Annotated in this window: 14 protein-coding genes; 2 read left to right on the plus strand and 12 right to left on the minus strand. The window is 56.0% G+C overall.

Annotated features, from left to right (window positions below; genetic code table 11):
- Window position 1: 1 nt before the first annotated feature.
- The 11 genes from RMR16_RS16860 to RMR16_RS16910 all read right to left on the minus strand — a co-directional run bounded on the left by RMR16_RS16860 (window position 2) and on the right by RMR16_RS16910 (window position 13,584).
- Window positions 2–850: an ABC transporter permease gene (locus RMR16_RS16860; RefSeq protein ID WP_320199824.1), complete on the minus strand. Its 849-nt coding sequence runs from the start codon at window positions 848–850 to the stop codon at window positions 2–4.
- A 5-nt stretch (window positions 851–855) separates the two neighbouring features.
- The gene (locus RMR16_RS16865) at window positions 856–1,779 is read right to left on the minus strand and encodes an ABC transporter permease (RefSeq protein WP_320199825.1); all 924 of its coding nucleotides are present in this window, start codon (window positions 1,777–1,779) and stop codon (window positions 856–858) included.
- A gap of 60 nt (window positions 1,780–1,839) precedes the next feature.
- Window positions 1,840–3,372 (minus strand): ABC transporter substrate-binding protein, encoded by a 1,533-nt coding sequence (locus tag RMR16_RS16870; protein ID WP_320199826.1) that lies wholly within the window; start codon window positions 3,370–3,372, stop codon window positions 1,840–1,842.
- A gap of 41 nt (window positions 3,373–3,413) precedes the next feature.
- Complete coding sequence (locus RMR16_RS16875; protein ID WP_320199827.1) at window positions 3,414–5,240, minus strand: ABC transporter ATP-binding protein; 1,827 nt, start codon at window positions 5,238–5,240, stop codon at window positions 3,414–3,416.
- Window positions 5,241–5,986: 746 nt separating this feature from the next.
- Complete coding sequence (locus tag RMR16_RS16880; protein WP_413785990.1) at window positions 5,987–6,661, minus strand: HAD family hydrolase; 675 nt, start codon at window positions 6,659–6,661, stop codon at window positions 5,987–5,989.
- A gap of 50 nt (window positions 6,662–6,711) precedes the next feature.
- Window positions 6,712–7,728, minus strand: a complete 1,017-nt coding sequence (locus tag RMR16_RS16885; RefSeq protein WP_320199861.1) for a LacI family DNA-binding transcriptional regulator — start codon at window positions 7,726–7,728, stop codon at window positions 6,712–6,714.
- A 143-nt stretch (window positions 7,729–7,871) separates the two neighbouring features.
- Window positions 7,872–9,152 (minus strand): D-tagatose-bisphosphate aldolase, class II, non-catalytic subunit, encoded by a 1,281-nt coding sequence (locus RMR16_RS16890; protein WP_320199828.1) that lies wholly within the window; start codon window positions 9,150–9,152, stop codon window positions 7,872–7,874.
- Window positions 9,153–9,158: 6 nt separating this feature from the next.
- On the minus strand, window positions 9,159–10,100 hold the full coding sequence (locus tag RMR16_RS16895; protein WP_320199829.1) for a tagatose kinase: 942 nt from the start codon (window positions 10,098–10,100) through the stop codon (window positions 9,159–9,161).
- 13 nt (window positions 10,101–10,113) lie between these two features.
- Window positions 10,114–11,076 (minus strand): ABC transporter permease, encoded by a 963-nt coding sequence (locus RMR16_RS16900; RefSeq protein WP_320199830.1) that lies wholly within the window; start codon window positions 11,074–11,076, stop codon window positions 10,114–10,116.
- Window positions 11,073–12,587 (minus strand): sugar ABC transporter ATP-binding protein, encoded by a 1,515-nt coding sequence (locus RMR16_RS16905; RefSeq protein ID WP_320199831.1) that lies wholly within the window; start codon window positions 12,585–12,587, stop codon window positions 11,073–11,075. The genes RMR16_RS16900 and RMR16_RS16905 overlap by 4 nt, the downstream gene beginning before the upstream one ends.
- Window positions 12,588–12,696: 109 nt before the next feature.
- On the minus strand, window positions 12,697–13,584 hold the full coding sequence (locus tag RMR16_RS16910) for a substrate-binding domain-containing protein (protein WP_320199832.1): 888 nt from the start codon (window positions 13,582–13,584) through the stop codon (window positions 12,697–12,699).
- A 392-nt stretch (window positions 13,585–13,976) separates the two neighbouring features.
- Between RMR16_RS16910 and RMR16_RS16915 the strand changes: the two genes are divergently transcribed.
- Window positions 13,977–15,071 carry a hypothetical protein gene (locus RMR16_RS16915; protein ID WP_413785991.1) on the plus strand — a complete coding sequence of 365 codons (1,095 nt, stop codon included), beginning with the start codon at window positions 13,977–13,979 and terminating at the stop codon, window positions 15,069–15,071.
- Between the two features lie 13 nt (window positions 15,072–15,084).
- Here RMR16_RS16915 and RMR16_RS16920 read toward each other — a convergent pair whose 3' ends face one another.
- A complete protein-coding gene (locus RMR16_RS16920; protein ID WP_320199833.1) occupies window positions 15,085–15,765 on the minus strand; it encodes a TetR/AcrR family transcriptional regulator in 681 nt (226 codons plus the stop codon).
- A 98-nt stretch (window positions 15,766–15,863) separates the two neighbouring features.
- On the opposite strand from RMR16_RS16920, the gene RMR16_RS16925 reads away from it, so the two are divergent.
- Entirely contained in the window at window positions 15,864–17,231 is a 1,368-nt protein-coding gene (locus tag RMR16_RS16925) for a cytochrome P450 (protein ID WP_320199834.1), read from the plus strand.
- Window positions 17,232–17,374 lie beyond the last annotated feature (143 nt).

Here is a 17,374-nt window from a genome sequence, read left to right on the forward strand (position 1 = left end):
TTTACCTTGAAGTTCTGCCAGTTGGATCAAGGCTATCGCGCAGCCAGTCACCGAGAAGATTGAGACCAAGCACGGTCAGAAGAATAGCGAGGCCGGGGAAGACGCTGACCCACCATGCAATCTGCAAATAGGTGCGGCCATCTGCAAGCATACCCCCCCAGCTTGGAATGGTCGGATCAACACCCATTCCAAGGAATGTCAGGCTGCTTTCAAGCAGGATATTGTTAGCAACATTCAACGTCATCAGCACGATGACCGGGCCGATGAGGTTCGGCAGCAAGTGTTGGAAGATGATGCGCCAGTCCTTCACGCCGATTGCGCGGGCAGACAGGATAAATTCACGTTCGCGCAACGTCAGAACCGACCCACGCACCAGACGCGCATATTGCACCCACTGCGAAACAATCAACAAAATGATGGTGTTGGTGAGACTACCGCCGACAATGGCGATGAAGGTGATGGCCAGAAGGATAAACGGCATGGCAAGCTGAATATCGGCAAAGCGCATGACGATCATGTCCCAGAAGCCACGGTAATAACCCGCAACCAAGCCCATGACCACGCCGAAAATTACCGCGCCAATGACGGATGTGAAGCCAACCAGCAGCGAGATTTTGCCGCCGGCAACGACACGTGCCAGCACATCACGGCCCAGTGGATCGGTGCCGAACGGATGAGCGGCACTGGCAAAGGGCTTGGCAAGGCGTGCCATCAAATCAATCTTTTCGGCACCGCCGGGAAAGAGCACATCAGACAACAGAACGGCAATGCAGATGATAGCAGTTAACGTTGCACCGAGTATGAATTCAAGGCTGTAAAAACGCGAAAGGCGGGAGGTCTTGGCAGCCATGTCATTTACTCCGTGCGGATACGGGGATCGACCAGCCCGTAGGCGATATCGACCAGAAGATTGATGCCGACGATCATCAGCGACAGGACAGTGATAACCGCCTGCAAGACAGGATAATCACGCGCACCCACGGCATCGAATGCCAGCGACCCCATGCCCGGCCAATTGAAAACCCTCTCGATAACGACGATGCCGCCGAGAAGGCCGCCGAATTGCAGGCCGAAATAGGTGATCAAAGGAATGGCGCAATTGCGCAGAGCATGTTTGTAAAGCACTTTGCTTTCGCTCAGACCTTTGGCGCGCGCCACCATGATATATTGGGATTGCAGCGTATCGAGCATCGCCGTGCGCACGAGGCGCACATTGGTGGCGGTCAGAATGACACCCATCGTCACCGCAGGCATGATGTAGCTGACAAAACCGCCCATGCCGCTTGGTGGAAGCCAGCCGAGCGTGATGGAAAACAGCAGCACCAGCATCAGCGCCAGCCAGAAATTCGGGAAGGACAGGCCGAGAAGCGAAAAGATACGGATCGCCTGATCGACGCCTTTGCCTTTCGCCGTAGCGGCCTTGATGCCGAGCGGGATCGACAGCGCAATCGATACGACCATGGAAATGAAGGCCAGCAGCAGCGTGGCGGGCAACGCGTCGGCAATCAACCGCGATACGGGCGTTCCACCGGCAAAGCTTTTGCCCAGATCAAAGGTCACAAGGCCTTTTAGGAAGTTTAGATATTGCACGAAGAACGGCTGGTCTGTGCCCAGCGCGACGCGAATGCGCGCCAGATCCTCTTCAGTCATACTTCCGCCGCCTTGGAACATGGTCACGGCAGGGTCGCCCGTCAGGCGAACGGCAAATGAAACGAGCAGCGTAATGGCGATGACGACGAAAAACGCCTGCAACAATCGCTTGATGAGGAAACCGGCCACGTTCTTTTCCTTAAAGTCGGGGAATTGACGCCGCCCGGAAGAGCGGCGTCAAACAATGGATTACTCGACGGTAACGTCTGTCAGCTTCAGGCGGTTGTCGGGCGGTGCAATGAAGCCCTTGACCTTCTTGCTGACGCCGTAAATCGCATTGGTGTTGTATAGTGGAAGCTCAAGCGCTCTTTCGGCTGTGTACTTGCCGATTTCTTTCAGAATACGCTCACGCTCTGCGCGGTCGGTCAGCGGGCGCTGGGATTCCAGCAGCTTGTCCAGCGTTTCGTCCTTGTCGTAAGGGTTCCACTTCTCACCGGAGTGGTACATGGAATAAGCGGTGTTATCGTAATCGAACGTCCAGCCGCCCCACTTCTGCTGGAACATAGCGCCGGTTTTGCCCTGCGGGATGATGTCGTTCAGCAGAACGTTGGTTTCATAGGGCTTGATCGTTGCTGTGATGCCGACCATCTGCAAATAGCTGGCGATGACCTGCGCAACTTCGTTCATCGTCGCGTCATTGCCGCGAATATCGATTTGCAACGTTGCACCAGCTTTGACGCCAGCTTCGGCAAGCAACTTCTTTGCTGCTGCTGGATCGTAAGCCAATGGCTTCAGTTCAGGATCGTAACCGAAGGAAAGCGCGCTCTGGAAGCTGGCGATTTCTGCACCCTGTCCAGCCAAGATCGATTTGACGATGGTGGCGCGATCAACGGCCATGATGATGGCCTTGCGCACCTTTGGATCAGCCGTGATGCCATCACGTGTGTTGAAGCGAAGTGCATCGACCGTTGGACCGGGAACGCTGACGATTTCCAGCTTGGAATCGCCCTGAATGACCGGCAGCATGCCAATTGGAATGGTTGGCGGAATGACGATATCGACGCGTCCGGCCTGCAGCTCGGCAACGGCTGTCGCAGGTTCTGAGATGAAGCGATATTCCAGCTCAGACAGCTTCGGCGCACCGCCCCAATAATCCGCGTTGGCTTCAAGCTTGATATTGACCTTAGGCGCATAGGACACGAATTTAAATGCGCCAGTGCCCACAGGATTGACGTTGAAGTTATCTTCGCCCTTTTCCTGAATGTACTTTGGCGGCACGATCATGGCACCGTAACCGGCAAGCTTGGTCAACAGAACAGGGTCTGGAGCCTTCAGCTTCAGGTCCACGGTGTTCTCGTCGATGACGTCAACACTTGCGATGGCCGTGTAATTAGAACGCTGCGGGCCTTTTGCGCCCTGTTCGCCAAGAAGGCGATCAAAGGTGAACTTTACGGCTTCGGCATTGAAAGGCTCGCCATTGTGGAACTTGACGTTCTGGCGCAGCTTGAAACGAATGCGCTTGCCTTCGTCCAGTTCTTCCCAGGATTCAGCCAGACCGGGAGCCAGCTTCAAATCAGGACCGCGATAGGTCAGACCATCGAAAATATTAGTGGAAACGGCGGCCCACTGAACCAGAAACGTATCGATTGGGTCCCAACTGCCAGGATCTTGCGGCGTGGAAATCGTCAGTTTGCCAGCGGCAAAAGCTGGAGCAGCGGTAAAAGCAACGCCCGACAATGCCAGCGCTACAAATGCCGTCAGTCCCCTTTTTATCGTATTCATTGATCTGTTCCTCTCAGATAGATGCGATTTTTCGCGGTTTTTCAGGCACTTTTTGCGATGAAGTGGCCTGGATTGATTTCCTCGTGTGCGAGGATAGCTGGCTCGTCGCCGACACGGCGAACCGGATTGGGGATTTCACCCTCAATCATCGCCGTGTGTCGCACCGCGGTCGGATCAGCAACCGGAACGGCGGACAGCAGGCGGCGTGTGTAATCATGCATCGGCGTCTCGAAGACCTGACGGCGACTGCCCAGTTCCATGATCTGGCCGAGATAAAGCACTGCAACACGGTGGCTGATTTTCTCCACCACAGCCATATCATGGCTGATGAAAAGATAGGCGAGGCCTCGTTCCGCCTGCAAATCCATAAACAGATTAATGATCTGCGCCTGAATGGAAACGTCCAGCGCCGAGAGCGCCTCGTCCGCGATGATTAGTTTGGGATCGGACGCGAGTGCGCGCGCAATGCAGACACGCTGTCGCTGCCCGCCAGAGAATTCGTGCGGATAGCGTTCCGCCACTTCTGAACTCAGGCCCACCCGCTCCAGCAATTCATCCACACGGCGGCGAACGGCCTTGTTGCCGGAGATTAGACCATGCGTATTGATTGGCTCCGCAATCGAGAAACCCACGGTCTTGCGGGGATCAAGCGAGGCGAATGGGTCTTGGAAGATATATTGAACTTCCTGACGCATGCGAAAACGCTCTGCCGCAGACATGGAAGAAAAGGTGCGCCCGTTAAAGGCAATCTCGCCGCCCATCGAAGCCTGAAGTTGCTGGATCGTGCGGCCAATTGTCGATTTGCCGGAACCGGATTCACCCACCAGCGCCAGTGTCTCACCGGGGTGGATATCGAAGCTAACCTTCTGCACTGCGCTGCAACGATGCGTCGCTTTGCCGAGAAGGTTTTTACGAATGTCGAAGCGAACAAAGAGGTCTTTTACCGACAGCAGCGGCTTTTCATCATATTTCGCCGTGTCCTGAACGCGCTCCTCCCCGACAATCTTCGGCTTTCCGTCTTCCAGAACCGTCAGCGGCGTGCGCTTGGGGAAATCTTCACCCGTCATACTGCCAAGACGCGGCACTGCGGACAAAAGCATGCGTGTGTAGGGGTGCTGCGGATTGGCAAAGATTTGTCCGACGGAACCCTCTTCGACCTTCTTACCCTTCCACATAACCACAACATCGTCAGCCATTTCGGCCACAACGCCCATATCATGCGTGATGAACACCATGGCCATGCCGAGATCTTTTTGCAGATCGCGCATGATATTGAGAATTTGCGCCTGAATTGTCACGTCGAGAGCGGTGGTTGGCTCATCGGCAATGAGAAGCTTGGGGCGACAGGCCAGCGCCATGGCGATCATGACGCGCTGGCGCATGCCGCCAGACAATTGGTGTGGATAACGTGTCAGCAGTTCCGCGGCATCTGGCAAACGCACCATGTCTAGCAGCCTGCGCGCTTCGGTCATCGCAGCAGTTTTGCCGATCTTCTCGTGCAATATCAGCACTTCGCAAATCTGATCGCCGATGGTGAAGACCGGGTTGAGGGATGTCATGGGCTCCTGAAAAATCATGGCAATTTCCTTGCCACGAATGGAGCGCATCTCCTTCTGTGAAGTCTTGAGCAAATCCTTCTCGCCGAAAATAATACGGCCAGATGCAAACTTTGCGCCCATCATATCTGCCAGTCGCATGGTCGATAGAGACGTAATCGATTTGCCAGAACCCGACTCGCCGACAATCGCAACGGTCTTCCCCGGTGCAACTGAGAAGGAGAGACCATCCACTACCCGGCTTGTGCCGAATTCGACACTCAAACCCTCAACCGAAAGAAGCGGCTTAACAGTGTCTGGTGCATTGGTCATGGCGCCCCCCCGGCATAGTGTTCAGATTGGCCTCGATATCTCGCTCTGCAATGCAAATGATGACGGATATTATCCGCTAACACCAATAGTCGCGACCGAGCAAAGTCGTAGCGCAATTCTCTCCATAAGGCTATCAAGGTAGGACAATAATGTCTATACTGTTGAACAATCTTTCATGATTGCCGAACAAGTGTGCAATAGCGCAAAATTTGGACCGAGCATGATTAAGTCGATGGCGATTAGATATAGCCAGGATCCACCGTGTCGTTTCCGACCACGGTGCAGGTGTATCGGCTGCTAACGATGAGGCTGTGTCGTTCTCAAATATGGATTATGGGGGAGCTTGCCGCGAACGAAATCATTCCAGTGTGATGCGCATCTAAAGCTGCGCTTTAGCCTAGCGGGCAAAATCGGCCATAAATGTCTCGACATGGTCCGGAACTGGCTGCTGATGCCGCGCAGAAGTTCGACATTAAAATTCAAATCCCGAATCGAGTTTTCAGCGAACTCAATTGTTTTCGATAAAATCATTGCGGCAGACGTTGGCTGCGGACGTGTCACTTGCGAACACTGTGATCCGGCTTCCAAAGCTGACCACTGTCGGCGCGGAAGGATAACCCCAGATGCTATGAAGTAAGATGCTGACGAGTATTATTTTTTTGCTGTCCGGCTGGGGTTACCCTTCGGTGCCCATGGTGGGGTCAACTGACTTGCCGAAACACACATGGTGCCGCATTTGGCCGTATTCATGGTGCAAGAGCCAACTTCAACGCACCGGCACCGGCCTGGGTCAGGACCAATTCATCGTAACTGCCGATCGACAGATGATCAGTCACATGCGGTTCGGAATGTGTAGCGTGGATCACCACAACGTCGGCACCGGTACGCTCGCCTGCCAGAATGCCTGCTGGTGCGTCTTCGAAGACAACGCAGTTCTCCGGCGTAAATCCGAGCTTCTCAGCCGCGAGTTTGTATCCGGCTGGATCGGGTTTGCCGTTGGGGATGTCTTCAGCGCAGATCATCACCGTCGGACATGGGATGCCAGCGGCTGCCATGCGCAAAACGGCGAGGTCGCGTGGTGCTGATGTCACGATCGCCCAGCGGTCCTCGGGAATGGACGCCAGAAAGGGTATCGCGCCAGGAATGGAAATGATGCCGTCGACATCTTCCATCTCTTCCTGCTTGAGGCGCTCGGCTTCGACCATCGGATCGACGCCCGGTATGGACTCGCGGACCACCACATCAATCGCCCGCATCCCGTGAATGGTTTTTAAAAAAGACATCGGCTCGATACCGTGGCCAACGGCCCAACGGCTCCAGACACGTTCAACGACGGAGATGGAGTTGAGCAGCGTACCGTCCATGTCGAACAGAAACGCGTCGTGGTTTTTAGCGAACAGATTTTGGATGGTGGTCGACAAGGGATGTCCTGACTGGTGGGCGAAATTCCGGCGAAGACCACCGGCAAGGCTTATGCAGAGTTCCTTAACATGATCTCCGCATTGAGCAATATGCGTTCGCCGCCGGGAAAGCTGGTTTTGGCTTCTGTTTCTTCGCCGATCTTGTGCAACAAGAGCTGCATCGCCAGGCGGCCGATCTCGTTGTAGTTCTGCGCAACTGTGGTGATGGGTGGGCACGCATAGCGCGACAGCGGGTGGTCATCGTGACCGGCAATACGCAGATCGCAATCTGCCCCGTGCCCGATCTTGACGCCAAGGTGATAGGCAGCGGCAATCGCACCGAAGGCCACGCGGTCGTTGGCGCACAGTACGGTGCTGCTTGGAAAGCCACCATTGTTCAAAATGCGCAGCGTTTCGTCATAGCCGAATTTCTCGAAGTCCCATGTGTCGGTGTCCGGCACCGGAATGACTTTCGGCACCATCTTCAACTGCTGCATTGCCTCGATATAGGCAAGCTGACGGGTCTTGGCATTGGTGTTGACGGGCGGCATGCCGAGATAACAGGGCGGCTCACCTGAGCGGCAGAGGTAATCGACGATTAGCTGGAAACTCTGGCGGTTGTTTGTCCCGACGAAGGCCGATGTCTCGTCGAGCGGCGAATCCACATAGATGAGCGGGATGGTTTTGCCGAGTGCCTGCAAGGTGTCGTGGTGCGACTGGATGCCGAGCGGTGCGATGATGGCACCCGCAACGTTCATCGACTTGAAGGTCTCGATGGCCCACTCTTCCATTTCGGGATTGCCATCCGAAGACAGTACGAGCGCCAGAAAGCCCGACTGGTTGGCGATCACTTCGACACGGCTGGTCAGCGCCATGTAGAACGGATCGGTCGAATTGGGAATGATGACGCCGAGGATGTTGGAGCGGCGACGGTTGAGATTGACCGCGAACATGTTGGGGCGGAAGCCAGACTCCTTGACCGCAGCCTCGATCTTGTCACGCGTCTTGCTTCTGACAGACTGAGGATCGTTGAAATATTTCGATACCGTTGGACGTGACAGGCCGACAAACGCGGAAAAGTCTTCCATTGTCTTGATAGGTGGCTTTTCCACGAATTCAACCTCCTGTATCAAAGCAGTCTAATCGATTTAAATGCGTGCGGGATTCGGGCAAGCGAAAAAGACGATTATCCTCATGAAATCGGAACATTGTCTCGCGGCCCGTTGTCCGGTTAGGCGTGGCATGCCACGAAATAGTCTTCCAACACGGCATCGACTGACGCCAGCGCCAGTGCTTTCGCGTTCGGCTCGATCAGTCCATCGCGCACTAGCGTATAACTGTTTTGCAGATACTGGCTGATTAGCGTTTCCGGAATCGTCACACCGGCGAGCGTGTCGAACAGGTCCTTCACAGCCTTGGCGACATCCGGCTGTGGCCAGTAATAGCGAATGCGGTCGCTATAGCTGAAATGGCGTTGCAGACGTTGTTCGTCTTCGGAGCCGTGATAATATTTGTTCCAGTTCTTCGGATCAGTGGTCAGAACACGTTCCATAACGGACGTCAGTGTCTCCGGACGTTTACCGGGGAACAGGAACTCCGCGATCAGATCGAGACCGTAAAAGGCTTCACGCAACGCGAATGTCAGGCCCGGGCCAACCTTCAGAATGGAAAAGCCGTCGGTAACAAGGCTGCGAAGAGCAGCGCGTGTTTGATAGTCCGTTGAGTGCGCCTCGAAAACGATACCGTCGAATTTCTCAAGCGTCGCACTCAATGCCTGTGCCTTGGGGGATTCATAGGCAATGACGTTCTCGTTGCCGAATTCGACGCCGGGCTGAACGACTGCGCCGATAACGCGCGCAAAGGCATCTTCTGCACCTGCTGCCTTGAAGGCCTCGCGATGAACGTCGATGGTTTTGATGGCCGCTTCGGGCGTCGTCAATTCCAGAACGTCAAGTTCTTCCATGGCGCCGCCGGGAATTGGAACTTCGGTGCCGATGATGTAGACGGGAGCGATGCCACCACGACCGGCAATGGCCTTTTCGGCTTCAGCCGCAAGCAATGCGGCACGCGATGCGGTCAGTTCATCCGGCAGTGCCACGGGTTCGCCCGCGCAGCCCATGCTGGTATCAAGGTGCAGCTTGGTGAAACCGGCCTGCGCAAAGGCTGCGATCATCACCTTGGCTTTCGCCATGGCTTCGTCCGCAGGCAAATCCTTCCAAGGATTTGGGCCGAGGTGGTCGCCGCCAAGGATCAGCTTTTCAATTGGAAAACTAACCTTTGTGGCGATTTCCTCGACGAACGTGCGAAAGTCCGCCGGTGTCATGCCAGTGTAGCCGCCATCCTGATTGACCTGGTTGCAGGTCGCTTCGATTAGCAGATGATGGCCGCCGCGCAGGGCGTGCAGCAGCGATGCTTCAATCACCAGCGGATGCGCAGAGCAGATCGATGGAATGCCCTGTGCGCCCGTGCCGTTCTTCCACTGTGCGATGTCGAGAAGATGGTTCTGCGTCATGGCGGGTCAGGCTCCTTGCTCTGCAATAAATTGGTCGAGTTCGCTGCGGGTCGAAGCCCCTTCCATGGGGCCCTCTTTCATCACGGCACGTGCACCTGCTGCATTGGCGTAACGCAGCGCTTCCGCGGGTTCGGCGCCCGCCAGCCAGAAGGTAACGAAGGTCCCGCCGAAACAGTCGCCCGCACCGGTCGGGTCGATTTCGGTAGCCTTGAAGGCTGGCATGTCGATCGAGGTCGAGGTGTCGAAGTAGGTTGCGCCAGCCGAGCCACGCTTCACGACGATGGCCTTGATGCCGGTTGCCAGCAATTCGGCAACGGCTGCCGCCTCGCTCTTGGCTTCTGCAAACAGGAAGAGTTCGTCACCGCTTGGCAGGAACAGATCGGTCTTCGAGATGACCTGCTTCAAGGCTTCGCGCATGCCGGGCGTGTCGAGGATTTCTGCGCGCAGGTTCGGGTCTAAGGAGACCGTGCCGCCCTTTGCCTTGATCCGGTCCAGAGTGTCGAGAATGGTGTTGACCACGCTCGGTGCATAAAGGGCCGTGCCCATGACATGCAGGTGGGTGCAGCTGTCGATCAGCCGCGAGGCTGCGTCGGTGATGGTGATGGTTCCACAGGCGCTGTCTCGAATGTTGAACACGAAGGCGCGGCTGCCGTCTTCCCGGTAACGCACGAAGGCGCTGCCCGTGGTGCCCTGTTTCGCCACTTCGATACCGGACACATCAACCCCATCTTCCTTGAGGCGCTCTAGATTGACGTAACCGAAATCGTCGTCGCCGACGCGCGAGATGATGGCGCAGTCCTGTCCGAGCTTGCCGACCTGATCGATGAAAATTGCCGGGGCGCCTGAAGGGAACGGGCCGATCAACGGAACAGACGCGCGAAAACCGTCGCCGCGTTCGGTTGCAACGATCTCGACGAGAATTTCGCCGATGGTGAGAATTTTCGACATGCTTGTGATCCGATTACTGCTTTGCACGCTTGGAGCGGACGTCGAGATAGACGGCGATGAGGATCACCAGCCCCTTGACGATTAACTGGTAGAAATAGGGCACCGACAGCATGTTCATGCCATTGTTCATCACGCCGATGATCAGCGCACCGATCAGCGTGCCAACCATGGTGCCGACACCGCCAGCAAGGCTGGTACCGCCAAGAACGGCTGCGGCAATCGCATCCAACTCGTAGCTCATGCCCGCATTGGTCTGCGCCGAATAAAGACGCGAGGATAGCAGCACGCCACTGATGGCAGCCATGACGCCGGAGATCATGAAGATGATGATCTTTATGCGGTCGACCTTGATGCCGGAATACAGCGCCGCTTCTCGGTTGCCGCCGGTCAAATATGCGCGGCGTCCGAATGTGGTCTTGCTCAGCAGGATATGGTTGAACAGGAAGAGCACTACGACGATCCAGATGATGATCGGCAGGCCTAGGAAGCTCTGCGAACCGATGGCCGTCCATGTCGGGTCCATGATCATCGCAGGCGCACCGTTGGTCGGCAGGCTGACGAGACCGCGGTAGATGCCCATGGTCGCAACCGTGACGATGAAAGATGGCAGTAGCAGTTTGGCCGTCAGCGTGCCGTTGACAAATCCCAGAGTTGCGCCGGCCATGATCGTCAGGATGATGGTTGGCCCGAAGCCTAGGCCGAAGGCGAAACATTGCGCGCCGACCATGCCTGCAACGGCAATGATCGAGCCGATCGACAGATCGATTTCACCCAGTAGGATCACCCATGTCATGCCGAAAGCGGCAATGGCGATCACCGCCACCTGCTGCAGAATGTTCATGAAGTTGGCTACCGACATGAAGCGCGGGTTCATGAAGGAGAAGATGACGCACAGCACGATCAGCGAGAGGAAAATCCCGCCATACTGCTTGAGGACCGCCTTGAAGGCAGCGTTTGAAGCTGATTGTTGGATCATGATTTCAATCCTGTCGCATAGGCCATGATTTTCTCGGGTGTCAGGTTTTCGCCAGTCGCCGTAGCGATGTGTTTTCCTTCGCTCATCACGACCACACGGTCGCTCATGCCGAGAACTTCAGGCAGTTCGGAAGAAACCAGCAGGATGGCCGTTCCTTCCGCTGCCAATTGGCGGATGATCTTGTAGATTTCGAATTTCGCGCCGACGTCGACGCCACGGGTGGGTTCGTCGAGAATCAGCACTTTCGGCTTGGTTAACAGCCACTTCGCCAAAACGATCTTCTGCTGGTTGCCGCCCGAAAGCGAACCGGCCAACGTCTCCATCGATGCGGTCTTGATCGCTAGACGCTTTACCTCAATGTCGGCTGCGGCGCGCTCCTGACGGCGGCGAAGGAAACCGATCTTTCCGGCAAAATCCTTGAGCGCTACCATGGAAATGTTCCAGCCCACGCTCTGGTTAAGGACGAGGCCCTCTTCCTTGCGGTTCTCGGTAACGAAGCCTATGCCGTGTTCGATCGCCCGAACCGGCGACTTGATCTGCACGGTTGCGCCGTTGAGCTGTACCGTGCCAGTGGCATGCTTCATACCGAAGATGGCATTCATTACCTCCGAACGGCCGGAACCGATCAGGCCGAAAAAGCCGAGAATTTCGCCTGGCCGCACATCGAAACCGATGTCGTTGAATTCGCCGTCACGGGTCAGGCCTTCGACCTTCAGCACCGGCTGTGCGGATTGCTCTGGCGCCGGGACATCACGGGGCGGATAGATTTCATCCATGGTGCGGCCAACCATCAGGGCAATCAGCTCCTCGATGGTGACGTCATTCTTGTCACGGGTGGTGATGTAGCTGCCATCGCGGATGACGGTGATGTCATCGCTGAGGCGCATGATCTCTTCCATGCGGTGCGAGATGTAGATGACGGCGACGCCGCGTTGCTTCAGTCTGCCGATGATGTCGAACAGGATCTCCGCTTCGCTGCCGCTGAGCGAGGATGTCGGTTCGTCGAGAATGACGATCTTGGCATCGACGCTGAGGCCCTTGGCGATTTCGACAAGCTGGCGTTGGGCGATGGAAAGATTGCCGACCTTTTCGGAGACATCGACCGGCAGGCCGAGATCCTTGACGATTTCCTGTGCCTTGCGCAGCAGTGCGCGGTCGTTGATGAAACCGCCCGTTGCTGGCTCGCGGGTCGCCAAAATGTTTTCTGCCACCGTCAGGTTGCTGCACAGCGAAAGCTCCTGAAACACGATGGTCAGGCCGCGCGCCGAGGCATCCTGCGGATTGGCTGGCTGATAGGGTTGTCTGTCGAGCAGGATTTCGCCCGAAGTGGGCTTATAGACGCCTGCGAGGATTTTCATCAGCGTGGATTTGCCCGCACCGTTTTCACCCAGAAGCGTGTGCACGCGGCCGGGCCGGACATTCAGGTGCATCTCCCGGATGGCCTTTACGGGCCCGAAAGACTTCGTAACATTGTTGATGTGCAATACAGTGTCGGTCGTGGAAATTTCCATTCCGATCTTCCTTCCAGCCGTTCGAAACGGTGGTTCCACGCTGAACATCGTGGGACCACCGGACGTGTCCAGCCCGCGCACTTTAAGGCGCGGGCCGTCCTGGGAGTTGTTACTTCTTGGTGTAGACGCCTGGAACGATCGGCTGTTCTGCCGGAACTTCCTCACCTGCGATCACCTTGACGGCGGTGTCGACAGCGGTCTTGCCGAGCTGGTCGGGGAACTGCTGGATCACGCCAACCATGACCGGATCGGCATCTACAGCGTTGCGTGCTTCTTCCATGCCGTCGAAGCCGATCACCTTGACCTTATCCTGTAGGCCCGCCGCCTTGACGGCAACCGCGGCGGCCAGCGCTGCATCATCGCCGAAGCCGAAGATGCCTGTAATTTCAGGGTCGGCCTGAAGCATGTTCTGGGCAACGGCTAGCGCTTCTGCGCGGGTGATGCCGGTCTGGATCGAAACGATCTGAATGTCCGGGTGCTTGGCAATGGCTTCCTTGAAGCCGTTGACGCGGTTTACAACAGATTGAACGAGCGGGTAGTCGATGATCGCAACCTTGCCCTTGCCGCCGAGCTTTTCGGCCATCAACTCGCCTGCCTTCACGCCCCCTGCAAAGTTGTCGGTGCCGACATAGGATGCGACGGGTACGCCAGTTGCAGGTACATCGACGGTGATGACCTTGATGCCCGCCGCATTGGCGCGAGCGATCGCGGAGATGACACCCTGGCTGTCAACCGGCGAGATGATAATAACGTCAACGCCCTTGACGATGAAGTCTTCAACGTCGGAAAGCTGCTTGTTGAGGTCCTGATTGGCGACGGAAATTTCCAGAGGCACATTCTTGGCCTTGGCTTCATCGGTCATCGCCTTGGCGAGCTCGATGTAGAATGGGTGCTGCTGTGTGAGCAGGGATGCGCCGATGCCATCTGCGTATGCGGAAACCGCCACGAGCGAGAAAGCAGCAGAGGCGAGAAGAGTCTTAAAGCCGTTAAATTTCATTCAGTCCTCCCGGGACAAAATTTGGCTGGGCCTGACAATCACATGTCCGAACTGGTAGGCCTCCCGATACCCAGTTAGATGCCGCAAGTAAACATGAAACTTGTCGCACGTCAACTTTATAATGTGGTGCGGGCCAATGTGAGCCCAAGGTTGCCCCTGAATCACTAGTATTGAATTAGCGACAACAATTGGTTCTGGACTGATAAACGCAGCGACCGCCTAGACGCGAAAGATATCGTACTGACTTTGACAGTCAGTTTGAAAACCGCATGGCGCGATATCAGCACTCTGGTGCGCTCTAAGCTGTTCGAATACATCGGATCGCGGCCTGTGGGTCGTACTTTGACATTCCGTGATCTATTTCAGCAGAAAAATATCGAAAGGCACAGATTTTGACGCCCTCACTCAACCTCCCCAATCGCGCGCTCTCGTTAGCCCCGGACGTTATCTCGACGCCGCGGGCATACTTCTGGTCGACCCCCGTCATCCTTCTGCTGGCTATCTTTCTGTTTGTCTGGGAAGCCCCAGGTATCTACCGCGACTTCCAGATCAGTCAAAACCCGTTGGCTTTGGACAACGGCGACGTTCAAAATGGCCGGTGCACCACCCGAAAAGCCATCTTCACCGACTGCGAAGCTCGTTTGATCTACAGCTACAACGGCCAAAATTACGATACCGAAGTCGAAGTAATGTTCGTCGATTTCCATATGGGCGACTATGAGACCGGCGTGGTCATTTCCGCGGACCATCCGGAATTGGCGACGATGAGCCTTGGCCTGGATAAGCTCTGGAACCGGATCATCACGCTGTCCATCCTAACTGTTCTTTTGGGCGGAATGGGCGTTGGAATGATATTCTTAACGTTGCGCATCTGGCGGGTCAAAGGCCAGTTGCGCCAACCGGCTGTGCTCATGCCCGTGCCCGTTGAGATTACCGCATTTGATCGCAAACGCGACGTCCTCTCCATTACTTACAACGATAAGATTGCCAGTGATAAGACCGGACGTTCGTCCTACACACGCATGAAGCAAGCCCAGGAGCCACTGATTGTCGGCGCTGCCAATGGCAAACCCGTCGGATTGGCCGTCAGGCACGGCAAAACTGCTCTGCCGGTACTGCTCGATAGTGGCCTTCAGCGTGTGTCGCTGACGAACGAAGAGTGGACGGCGGCGTTGGCGCCGTTTGAAGCCCTGTACGACGACGGTCAGAAGCCGGTTGTGGTCGATACGCTGAACAAGACAATGTCGATCTGGAAGCGACTTCAGATTTTCTTAGGGGTGCTGGTCCTCATTATCGTCGGCGTGTTCGGTTTCTGGCTCTGGTATGTGACGATCTCCGATACGCAGTTTCAGTCTCCGGGCATGGACATCAACAACCTGATGCCGGCGCCATTGAATGAATGGGGATGCAGTAAGCTGAAGAACCGTTTCGGTCAGGATCGAGCGCCGTTCGGATGCGTTGCTGCCGACTATACCAGCTGGAAATAGTGCTGCGTTTTGATCAAGGCAGTTTTTCCTGCGCAAAGGAGCGATCGAGCATGATCTGTAGCTCGCCCTTCCCCAACTCCGATAGGTATGGCTTGAACAGGCTCGCAACCTGCTTCAGTCCCCAGTCAAGATGCTCTGGCGTCAGATCGTCGATACCTTCCTGCAAGCTGAGGTATACGGCCCAGTAGGTCGATACGATCCAGACATTGGCAAGCAGTTGAGGCGCGTCGTCCACCGGAACGTCCATCAAGTCGGCGGCGGTCATTTGCTGGAGCATCCCTTCCACGACAAGCCGCATCCCAATGCTCAGCACATGCGTTGGTTCACGCAGGGACGGCGCAATGGCAATTATGCTGGGCAAATCTCTGAAAAGGTATCTGTGGGCCCAGATGATCGAGAACCAGCGCCGCATAAAGGTCGAATAGATACCAGGGTCCGTGGCAGTATTCGAACTCGCGTCCGTCATAAACGCAGATGCATCCGCCTCCAATTTCTTGAACAGGGCCTCGAGAAGCGCTTCCTTCGTTTTGAAGTAATAGTAGAGGTTGCCTTCGTTGATGCCGACGGTGCGCGCTATTTCCGCGGTCGCGACCCGGTCCGGTCCCCTGTCGTTGAAAAGGATAAGAGTGGCTTCTAGGATCCGGTCACGCGTACTGACACGTCTTCCCCCCTCCGTATTATCACCTCTAGCCATGAATCGCCCTTGCAAATCTAAGGTAAACACCTCAATTGTTTTAAGGCGGTTACCTTAAATGGGTACTGCATCGCCAGGCGGCAATCAAGGATTCAAGCATGGACACGGCCATTGATAGTAACAACGAGCTAAAAACGCGCTTTCCACTAACGCCACAGTCGACACTTGGCGCACTGGTGGCGATCGTTCGCAACCCGCTGGATGCTCTGCCGCCTTCGATCTTCACAGAACCGCTCGTGTTCTCGAAGACCGCAGGGGAGATAAAGGTCTATCTAGCAGACCCGGCTTTGATCCATGAAGCGCTGGTCAAAAATGCGGACTCGTTGGGAAAAGGCGACCAGGTTCGACGAGCGTTGGGTCCGGCCCTCGGTCAGGGCCTTTTGACAGCCGACGGCGCGCATTGGAAGTGGCAACGCCAATCGGTCGCAGGCGCCTTTCGGCATGACAAGCTTCTTGGGTTGCAGCCTGCAATGATTGCAGTGGCCGAACGGACCCGCGACAGGTGGCTAGAAAATGGACAAGGCACGCTCGATGTCGGCCACGAGATGATGCGCACGACGTTCGACATTATCGTCGACACGATGATGTCCGGCGGCCATGGCATCGATGTCGGAAAGGTCGAGACAGGTATCTCCGACTTCCTAAGGCCGACCGGTTGGGCGTTCGCACTTGGACTTGTGCACGCGCCCGAGTGGTTACCCTACCCCGGTCGCAGTAAGGCGAAGGCAGCCGTCACGTTTCTCCGTTCGAGTCTCCAGAGCGTCATCGAGGAGAGGCGGAAAAGCCCGGATGACCGCTGTGATCTCGTGAACATGCTTCTGTCGGCATCAGATCTTGAAACCGACAGAACGATGACAGATGCGGAGATCGTAGATAACCTTATGACCTTCATCACGGCAGGCCACGAGACGACGGCGCTGGGGCTTGCGTGGACATTCGATCTTCTGTCCCGTAACCCCGACGTCGAGCGCAAGGTGCTGTCCGAAATCGATAAAGTTACGCAAGGCCGGCCGGTAACTGCGGATGACGTTTCGAAGCTGGTCTACACACGGCAAGTGTTTTCCGAGGCAATGCGCCTCTATCCGCCCGCCCCTATCATTACCAGAACCGCTCTCGAGGATTTCCGGCTGGGTGAATACCTGATCCCGGCGGGCACAGTGCTCATTGTACCGATTTACGCGGTCCATCACCACGCGTCGCTCTGGCAGGACGCGGAGATCTTTGACCCTGATCGCTTCACACCGGAGGCTGCCAAGGCACGACATCGCTACGCCTATATGCCATTCGGCGCGGGGCCTCGGGTCTGTATTGGCAATGCATTCGCCGTGATGGAAGCTGTCGCCATTCTCGCCGTGCTGCTTCAAAAAGTTCGGCTTGCCGCCATCGAACCGCAAACGCCTAAGCCGGTCATGAAGGTCACGCTGCGGCCGGACAAGACGATCCGTATGAAGCTGGTCTTGCGATAGGGTCGAATGCTCTGCGCAGACAGGCAAGCTTGCTTGACCGACACGCATATCTGCGAATATTAAAGCTTGATGTTATGCAAAGCGGCCAAGCCTTTTATCTTTCGGGGCAAAAAAAGGGGTCTCATCGATGTTGTCGTTTGGCA

Source organism: Agrobacterium sp. rho-13.3 (assembly GCF_033957765.2).
In the GTDB taxonomy this organism is placed as follows: Bacteria; Pseudomonadota; Alphaproteobacteria; order Rhizobiales; family Rhizobiaceae; genus Agrobacterium.

Excerpts from the sequence above, each read along its gene's own strand:
- RMR16_RS16860 (WP_320199824.1), bottom strand. The coding sequence starts at position 850 with ATGGCTGCCAAGACCTCCCGCCTTTCGCGTTTTTACAGCCTTGAATTC.
- RMR16_RS16870 (WP_320199826.1), bottom strand. The coding sequence starts at position 3,372 with ATGAATACGATAAAAAGGGGACTGACGGCATTTGTAGCGCTGGCATTG.
- RMR16_RS16875 (WP_320199827.1), bottom strand. The coding sequence starts at position 5,240 with ATGACCAATGCACCAGACACTGTTAAGCCGCTTCTTTCGGTTGAGGGT.
- RMR16_RS16885 (WP_320199861.1), bottom strand. The coding sequence starts at position 7,728 with ATGGAAGACTTTTCCGCGTTTGTCGGCCTGTCACGTCCAACGGTATCG.
- RMR16_RS16890 (WP_320199828.1), bottom strand. The coding sequence starts at position 9,152 with ATGACGCAGAACCATCTTCTCGACATCGCACAGTGGAAGAACGGCACG.
- RMR16_RS16895 (WP_320199829.1), bottom strand. The coding sequence starts at position 10,100 with ATGTCGAAAATTCTCACCATCGGCGAAATTCTCGTCGAGATCGTTGCA.
- RMR16_RS16900 (WP_320199830.1), bottom strand. The coding sequence starts at position 11,076 with ATGATCCAACAATCAGCTTCAAACGCTGCCTTCAAGGCGGTCCTCAAG.
- RMR16_RS16905 (WP_320199831.1), bottom strand. The coding sequence starts at position 12,587 with ATGGAAATTTCCACGACCGACACTGTATTGCACATCAACAATGTTACG.
- RMR16_RS16910 (WP_320199832.1), bottom strand. The coding sequence starts at position 13,584 with ATGAAATTTAACGGCTTTAAGACTCTTCTCGCCTCTGCTGCTTTCTCG.
- RMR16_RS16920 (WP_320199833.1), bottom strand. The coding sequence starts at position 15,765 with ATGGCTAGAGGTGATAATACGGAGGGGGGAAGACGTGTCAGTACGCGT.
- RMR16_RS16925 (WP_320199834.1), top strand. The coding sequence starts at position 15,864 with ATGGACACGGCCATTGATAGTAACAACGAGCTAAAAACGCGCTTTCCA.